The sequence below is a fragment of the Psychrobacter sp. GW64-MNA-CIBAN-0177 genome (genome assembly GCF_040309585.1).
GTDB lineage: Bacteria > Pseudomonadota > Gammaproteobacteria > Pseudomonadales > Moraxellaceae > Psychrobacter > Psychrobacter okhotskensis.
Genome location: NZ_JBEOOY010000387.1, coordinates 1 through 257 on the forward strand (window position 1 = coordinate 1; position 257 = coordinate 257).

Annotated in this window: 1 pseudogene; it reads right to left on the minus strand. The window is 40.5% G+C overall.

Going from position 1 to position 257, the window contains the following annotated elements:
* Nucleotides 1-64: 64 nt before the first annotated feature.
* Nucleotides 65-257: pseudogene (locus AAEY79_RS15560) on the minus strand (MarR family transcriptional regulator); the annotation flags it as partial.

Consider the following 257-nt stretch of genomic DNA (forward strand, 5'->3'; position numbering starts at 1 on the left):
GACCATAACAAACATCAAAATGGCTATCTTAACGAGGCGGGCAAATTGTTGATCTGGAGTCATGTTATTTCTCACCAAAAGGGTCGGCAGACGGATCAAGTTTAGCCATGGCATTATCACTAATCAGACTGATCACACGTTCAAACTCACTTAATTCTTGACTGCTAATGCCATTGAGTAATTCAGCACGAATTTGCATAATCCGTGTTTCTATTTGTTTAAGAATGTCGATCCCCTGCGGTGTCAAACTCACTATT